The sequence below is a fragment of the Mycolicibacterium peregrinum genome (assembly GCF_001665625.1).
Lineage (GTDB): Bacteria > Actinomycetota > Actinomycetes > Mycobacteriales > Mycobacteriaceae > Mycobacterium > Mycobacterium peregrinum_B.
On sequence record NZ_LZSY01000047.1, the window covers coordinates 1 to 7,165 of the forward strand.

The following is a 7,165-nucleotide window of genomic DNA, read 5'->3' on the forward strand; positions in this document are numbered from 1 at the left end:
CTACCGGCCAGGACCCGATTCCTGACGGCAACCCACGTTCACATGCAGTGAGGCCCCAGCCTCCCCATACGGTCTAGTGAACCGCCGCTGCGATCATGACCAGGGCCACGATGGCAGCAACACCCACTCCCATAATGAGCAGAACGGTCTTCACACGGGCGCGGGCGGTGTCTCCGAAGCCCCGAGTCGACGAGGCATCACCGCTGGTGAAGATCAGTAGCCCCTCCAAAAGTTGCCAACCCCAGCCATTGCCGTCGTTACCGTTGGCCTCCGGCGGCGAGGCGCCCACCGGCGGCCGGTAATACGCAGATGGGTGCGCGAACCCGTGCGGCTGAGGCGGCGGATAGCTCCCATTGCCGTAGGGCGGATACCCGGGGCCATACGGGATAGGCGGCGCTGTCGGATACCGCCCGGGCACAGGCGGACTCTGCTGGTAGTAGGGATCCGGATAACTCATGCGCCCCCCGTCGCTGATATGTGATCGCCCGAAGAACGCTACACGCCTGGCACCGCGGGTTCGGTCAGCAATTCAGCGCCACCCAGCACCATCACCAAACCACTCCCATGAGTGTCCCCCGCATTGGACCGAAAGTACGGATCTTGGCCGTCTGGCAGTCCGATCATCGCCGGCGGTCCGCGTCGCGCTATGCCACCGACGCGCTGACGCGAGGCCTTCGGCGCGGACCCGCTCCCCCATCTGCTCGCTCCGCTCGCGGGAACCGGGCACCGCCCGGGGCCTTGCACTCTGCGTCCCTAGCTCGGCGTGATTCTCCCTTGCCAGACAGGCAAAAAGAGCAGCCGTCACACACGGAAGCGATCGGGAGGAACGGCCATGAACACACCGGATACTCTGGACCTCAACACAACTGGCCACACCCCCAATCACTGCCTCAGCCTCGGCATGGGCGTCGAAAGCGTCGCGATCCTGCTCCGCTGGATCAACGAGCCCGACACCCGCGACTTGGATCTCCGCGATTTCGTAGCGATTTCCGCCATGACAGGCGACGAATTCGACAGTACTTCAAGGGATATGGAGGAAGTCGTGCTCCCCGCGATGCGCAGAGCCGGTGTGCGCTTCGTGCAGGTTGGCCGCAACCGCCTCAACACCACCAAAGCAGGCGACGGCATCACCGTGTTCAGTGAGACCGACAATCCCACCCGGCTACACATCCAAGGAGACTTCGCCCTCTCCAGCGAACTGCTGTCCGGTGGCACGATCCCGCAACTGGGTGGAGCTCGGCGGTGCAGCGCCCGGGCCAAAGGAATCGTGTTGGACGCCACCATCGCTCGCATCACCGCCGGGCAGCCCTTCGAGCACTACATCGGGTTCCACACTGGTGAGATGACTCGCGTCCGGCGAGACCAGGAGTACAACACCGCCCTCCGCACAGGTCGATACCCGCTGTTGGACTGGGGCTGGTCGCGTGAAGACGCCGCGGCCTACCTTCTCGAGGCAACCGGTCGGTCCTTTACAAAGAGCTGCTGCACCTACTGTCCGTTGGCATTAGCCACGGCCACCGGCCGACAGAACACGCTCGAGCGCTACCGCCAGGAACCCGATTCCGGCGCCAAAGCACTGTTCGTCGAGCACGTCTCGCTGTGCTTCAACCACCGCCAGGGCCTGACGGGCGAAAAGCGACTGATCGACGCCGTCACCGACGCCGGCCTCAGTGAAGTCCTTGACCGCTTCCACCAGAGGATCGCGGCAACCGGCCACGCCATCTATGAGCTGCGCCGCCTTACACGTCCCTGCACCGGCACGTCCCCGATGATCGCCCGATCCGTTCGTCGCCTGCACACCGGTGCCCGAGCCGACCTGCAGCGGCAACTGCTCACCCTGCCGGGCACCCCCGTGACCGGGCCCGCCGCCATCACCCGCGTGGTCGTGCGCGAACGCGACGAGAGCACCAACTGGGCAGAACAGTTCTACGTCATCGCGCCGAACGTGACCGCCGACAAGCAACGGCCACAGTTCGATGCCTGGTGGTCGCAGCTCACCGCACCCATGGAACTATTCGCGGTGTAGTTCGAGAGGCCGACACCTCGCCAGGCCTCGTCAGAGGTTCTCAGTCCTGAGCATCTTCGCGCCCGCGTGGTACTTGTTGTTCCACACCCACGCATCGACCGGATCGTCGATCACCGTGCGGCCTGGACCGAATGTGTCGTGCACCTCCAACGTCAGTTGGATGCTGGCCACCAAACTCGGCAATGCCTCACCCAGCCACGACGCCTTCAGATCGGCGTAGCTCTGGATCAACTGACGCGCCTCCGGCAGATCGCGCACCTCAGGGGGCAACTTCGCAATCCGAAGACCCTGCTCAGCGAGTTGCTTCTGCCCGATCACCAACTGGCGAGCGAGCGCCATCAGCACGGGGATCGGGTCCATTTCGAACGGCTCGGCCGGACCCGTGAGGTTCGCGTCCTCGGTCATGTACTGACCGTAGCGCACCCCCACTCGCCGCCCCGGATGTCGATAGAATCACCTGTCATCAGGGGGAACCCGCCGTGTGACGGCCCCAGACCAGGCCAGCGATCCGTGGAGAAACAACAGATACGACGACCTCTGGGTACGGAGTAAGCCGGCAGAAACCCGACCGGCCGCCAGTCGACCTGAGTGACATCGTCATGATGGTGCGAACGCAGGACGGACGAGTGCCAGCGTAGCGGTCATTCACGGCCGCTGAAGTAGAGAACGGTGACGCGAAACGCTACGCAGACGCCGAGGGCGGCACGCTCGTTCCGCTCCCCTTGCCCAGCAGCTAGCTCCGGGCCAGCGCCGCGGCGACGAGACAGGGTGGCGCCCTGGCAGACCTGTCAGCCCCCTTACGATCACTGCACACCGCCTGGCACGCAGACGGAAGGGGCCCAGTGTATGAACCAGTGGCGCGCCGACATGAGAGACCCACCGCACCGGCGCGCCCCGATCTGCTTCACTAAACCAACTCATCACACCGAGGAGACGCCGTGACATACCCGCCGGGACCCCAGGGACCATGGCCTTCCCAACAACCCCCGCAGCCCCCCTACGGATACGGCGCGCCCCAGCAGCCCTATCCGGGAGCGGCCGGGTACGGCATCGCTCAGCAGTCTTACCCCGGCCCCGCCGCTTTCGGACCAGCCCAAGGCCCCTTCGGTGCGCCACCACCCTATGGCTACCCGATGCCCCCCCAACCCAGCGGCAACGGCAAACGGACCTGGCTCATCCTCGGGGGGGTCGCCGGCGTCGCGTTGCTGCTCGGCGCAGTGCTGATTTTCGGGACCGGTGGGCTCGGCTTCTCCAGTGACGAACGGGCGATCGCGCAGCTATTCAAGGACATGAGCAAGACCGACGGTTCGATCTCGGCCATCAAGCCCTACTTCTGCGCGGCCGACCAGAAGATGTTGAAGCCGGTGGACACAAGCCAACTCGAAAACCTCGGAATAGACATCCCCGAGCCATCCTTGGCGCCGACATCCGGCGAATCTGTAGAGATCACCGACCTGCAGATCAACGGCGACACGGCCACTGCGAAGGTCAAGACCGACAGCAGAACCGACACCCTCCACTTCCGCAAAGAGGGCGGCAAATGGAAGGTGTGCATGAGCGACGACCCCAGCATGCCGAGACTGTCCTGACCTGAACGCCCACGGAACGTGCTTCGCTCCGGGCTACGACGCTGACGTCGATCCGGTGACCGGCCGAGTGGCCGAGGCCCCGCGCCTGGACGGGCCGCTGCGCTCAATGAACAACGAGCCGATCAAGCTGGTAAACGCCGACCGAAGCTGACCTGGGTCGCAAGACCCAAGGCCAGCAGCGTAGCCTTAATTCGGTTGCCATCCAGACCGGCCGATGGCGTCTAGTGAGCTATTAACTGTGTTTGGGTTCAAGGCGTGTATGCAACAGCGGGTGGGTTGGACGGGTTGCCCAGTAACGCGTCGAGCGCTTCTGCGGGTGTTCTCCAGCCCAACGTGTTGCGCGGACGGTTGTTGAGCTTGGCCGCAACGTAGTCGAGATAGTCAGCTGGAAACACCGAGAGATCAGAGCCTTGGCAAAGTATTGGCGCAGCAGGCCGTTGGTGTTTTCGTTGGTGCCGCGCTGCCACGGAGAGTGTGGATCGCAGAAGTAAATGTCCAGTTCGGCGGCCTTAGCGATGGCCGCGTGGTTGGCCATCTCCTTGCCTTGATCCCAGGTCAGGGTGCGGCGCAGAATCTTGGGCAGCTGAGCCATCTTGGCCACGATTGCGTCCTAAACGGCTTCGGCGGTGTGATGGCCCCGGACTCGCCGGGGCGATTCACTCACCGGTGAAGGCACGCGGCGGAATGTTCGAGAACCTGTGCGACGACCTGCCGTGGTCGCAGCGCCTGGGTGAGGTCTGGCGCATGCGGACCGCTGAAGAGCGGGACATGAGTCTGGCGCTGCGGTCGGGGCACGGAAACCGACTCCGAAAGGCCGTCGGTTGGTACCGCAACCAGGGCCGACTGCACACCGGCGACCCGATCGCTATGGCTGAAGACGCCACCAACGCTTACGTCGAGGCGCGTCGCACAGGGAAAGACGCGGCCATCATCTGTGACCGGTGGGAAATCGCCAACGCCATCAACCGGCGCCCGCATGGCACCTACACCGACGAAACCACCGCCGGAGTGCGCGTCACGCGCGACCAGGATGTGCGCGTCGGCGACATCGTCAGCCGCAACAACGATGCCTCGATCGTTGTCGGCGCCGGGCCCGAACAGGGACGCGTGACCGTATAGACCAAGTCCGCAGCGGCAACCGGTGGCGAGTGGCGGCGGTCGATGCCGCCAACGGTCGCATCGCTGCCGAACAGCGCACCGATTCAGCCCGAGTGGTACCTGCGTGAGCACATCACCTTGGGCTACGCGACCACGCTTCACGCCGCCCAGGGCATCACCGTGGGCAGTTCAACCCGCGAAGGTGCCTGCTTCACCGTGCTCAGCGATGACGCTTCACGCGCCATGGCCTACGTCGGGACGACCCGAAGGAAAGACGAGAACCACGCCTTCATCTACCAGCCCATCACCGGTGAATCCGACCACGAACACCTCCAGGTGGCCTTCGGTGCGCAGATCCACAAGCTGCGCCGCGGCAACAAACATGCCGCGGCGCACTATTTCCGGATGATCCTGGCCAACGACGATCGGCCGCGCAGCATGCACGCCGAAGCTCAACGCACCGACCGCGACCTGCTGCCTGAGGTGGTGTCCACCCTGCTGGCGCGCAACGATGACCGGCGCGCCGCGCGCGCCACCAAGTGGCGCGCCTACACCGCGGCCGAGCGTGCCCGCGCCGCGTCCTACGAGCGACTTTCCACACCCACCCGCGACACGACAGAGCGGAGCGCCGAACGGGCCCGCGACGCCGGGGACTCGCTGGAGCTCTGCGCTCTCACTTCACCTGCGTGGATTTCTCGTGCCATGAAGGGCGAAACGCGACGTCGCGCACCAGATGAGGTTGGGCGCGCTGCGCAGCAAAGCAATCAAACCCCAACTGGTGTCACCAGGTCCCCTATCTCCTGCTTAGAGTAAGTCCGACATCGACCAATGGCCGATGGACACTTCACTCCTCTTGACGCAGCTGGAGCCCACACATGTCCCGTCGCAAGCACAAGTCCGCCCCTGCGGTGAACACCCACGGACTCGATCGGTCCTCCCCGCCGCAGCGGACCGGCAGCCGATGGGGTGCCTTCGGCGCCGGCCTTCTTGCCGCCGGGGTCGTCGGTACCGCCGGAGTGCTGCTATTCACCTACTCGGCCAAGGTCATCCCCGGAGAGCCGATGTCCATGCTCTATGACCCCAACAGCGTCGGGGGCCTGCCCGTGACCGACGGACCCAGTGGGTTGCGCGAGAACGCGCCCGCGCCGGTGGGCACGGTGCAAGACACCGATGGTGGGGCGATCGACAAGGCAGCACTGTCCGCGGTCAACGATGTTGAGCAGTTCTGGGAGCAGACGTATCCCGGGTCGCTACACGGGGCGTTTCGGCCCATCCGCAACTTCGCGTCCTATGACTCGGCCGACCCAGCGAGCCCCGTGCTGTGCGGATCGAGCCCGTATCGCAACCCGAATGCTTTTTACTGCCACCGCGACCGGCTCATCGCCTGGGACCGTGGACAGTTGATCCCAGCCGGCCAGAAGTACTTCGGCCAGATGAGCGTTCCTGCACTTATTGCTCACGAGTACGGTCACGCAATCCAGCGGATGGCCAACCTCGTCAACCGGCGGACCCCGGTCCTTGTATTCGAGCAGCAGGCCGACTGCCTGGCTGGGACCTACATCCGGTGGGTCGCAGCCGGTGAATCGCCGCGGATGACCATCAGTACTGGGGACGGACTCAACCGGGTGCTGGCGGCCGCGATCGCCATCCGTGACCCGCTCATCACCCCGGACACCGCAGAACTGCTCGAAGAAGGTCACGGCACCGCGCTCGACCGGATCACGGCATTCCAAATGGGCTTCAACACCGGCGTCACCGCCTGCACCGCCATCAACATGGACGAGATCGACCAGCGTCGCGGGGATCTGCCCATCGCGCTGACCGAAAATCCCGACGGCGGAGCGCAAACCGCCAACGCCCCGATCAACGAACAATCGCTGGGCACCATGTTCGAGTTGCTCAACCAGATCTACGCTCCGGCCAACCCGCCGAAGGTGCTGTACAAAGACGAACCCTGCGCCGACGCTCCCGCCTCCAAGGCGCCGGCCACCTACTGCCCCTCCACCAACACCGTCAGCCTGGATCTGCCCGCCCTCACCGAACTCGGCACACCCGCCGACGAAAAGGAACGAGTGCTGATCCAAGGTGACAACACCGCGCTGTCGGTGGTGGCCTCCCGGTACATGCTGGCCTTGCAACATGCCAAAGGCCTCGATCTGACCGGACACACTGCGGCCATGCGCACCGCATGTCTGACAGGAGTCGCCAATCGCGACATGTCCGACCCGGTTCAGCTGCCCTCCGGACAGACACTCCAGCTCACCGCCGGCGACCTCGACGAAGCCGTGGCCGGCCTGCTGACCAACGGATGGGCCGCCAGCGGCAACGACGGCGAAAGCGTTCCGGCCGGCTTTACCCGAATCATGGCCTTCCGATCAGGATTGGCCAGTAACGCCGACCAGTGCTACCAACGGTTCCCCTGAGACGACGGGAAGGCGGCGCCGGCTGAGCC

At 64.8% G+C, this 7,165-nt stretch carries 7 protein-coding genes and 1 pseudogene; 5 read left to right on the top strand and 3 right to left on the bottom strand.

The annotated features are described in order from the left end of the window. Nucleotides 1–73: 73 nt before the first annotated feature. Nucleotides 74–457 carry a hypothetical protein gene (locus A5779_RS33785; RefSeq protein WP_131811587.1) on the bottom strand — a complete coding sequence of 128 codons (384 nt, stop codon included), beginning with the start codon at nt 455–457 and terminating at the stop codon, nt 74–76. 375 nt (nt 458–832) lie between these two features. Between A5779_RS33785 and A5779_RS06355 the strand changes: the two genes are divergently transcribed. Next, complete coding sequence (locus A5779_RS06355) at nt 833–2,026, top strand: hypothetical protein (protein WP_064880065.1); 1,194 nt, start codon at nt 833–835, stop codon at nt 2,024–2,026. A gap of 30 nt (nt 2,027–2,056) precedes the next feature. On the opposite strand, the gene A5779_RS06360 is transcribed toward A5779_RS06355, so the two are convergent. Next, a complete protein-coding gene (locus A5779_RS06360) occupies nt 2,057–2,431 on the bottom strand; it encodes a hypothetical protein (protein ID WP_131811588.1) in 375 nt (124 codons plus the stop codon). 533 nt (nt 2,432–2,964) lie between these two features. On the opposite strand from A5779_RS06360, the gene A5779_RS06365 reads away from it, so the two are divergent. Further along, the gene (locus A5779_RS06365; protein WP_131811589.1) at nt 2,965–3,615 is read left to right on the top strand and encodes an Rv0361 family membrane protein; all 651 of its coding nucleotides are present in this window, start codon (nt 2,965–2,967) and stop codon (nt 3,613–3,615) included. Nucleotides 3,616–3,863: 248 nt separating this feature from the next. Here the strand turns inward: A5779_RS06365 and A5779_RS06370 are convergent. Then, nucleotides 3,864–4,222 (bottom strand): annotated as a pseudogene (locus A5779_RS06370) (IS30 family transposase); the annotation flags it as partial. A 59-nt stretch (nt 4,223–4,281) separates the two neighbouring features. Between A5779_RS06370 and A5779_RS34390 the strand changes: the two are divergent. The 3 genes from A5779_RS34390 to A5779_RS06385 all read left to right on the top strand — a co-directional run bounded on the left by A5779_RS34390 (nt 4,282) and on the right by A5779_RS06385 (nt 7,136). Next, nucleotides 4,282–4,734, top strand: coding sequence for an AAA family ATPase (locus A5779_RS34390; RefSeq protein WP_064880071.1), 453 nt, complete (start codon nt 4,282–4,284; stop codon nt 4,732–4,734). Between the two features lie 42 nt (nt 4,735–4,776). Beyond that, a complete protein-coding gene (locus A5779_RS34395) occupies nt 4,777–5,526 on the top strand; it encodes a P-loop NTPase family protein (protein ID WP_064880073.1) in 750 nt (249 codons plus the stop codon). A gap of 62 nt (nt 5,527–5,588) precedes the next feature. Then, nucleotides 5,589–7,136 carry a neutral zinc metallopeptidase gene (locus A5779_RS06385; RefSeq protein WP_236734664.1) on the top strand — a complete coding sequence of 516 codons (1,548 nt, stop codon included), beginning with the start codon at nt 5,589–5,591 and terminating at the stop codon, nt 7,134–7,136. Nucleotides 7,137–7,165 lie beyond the last annotated feature (29 nt).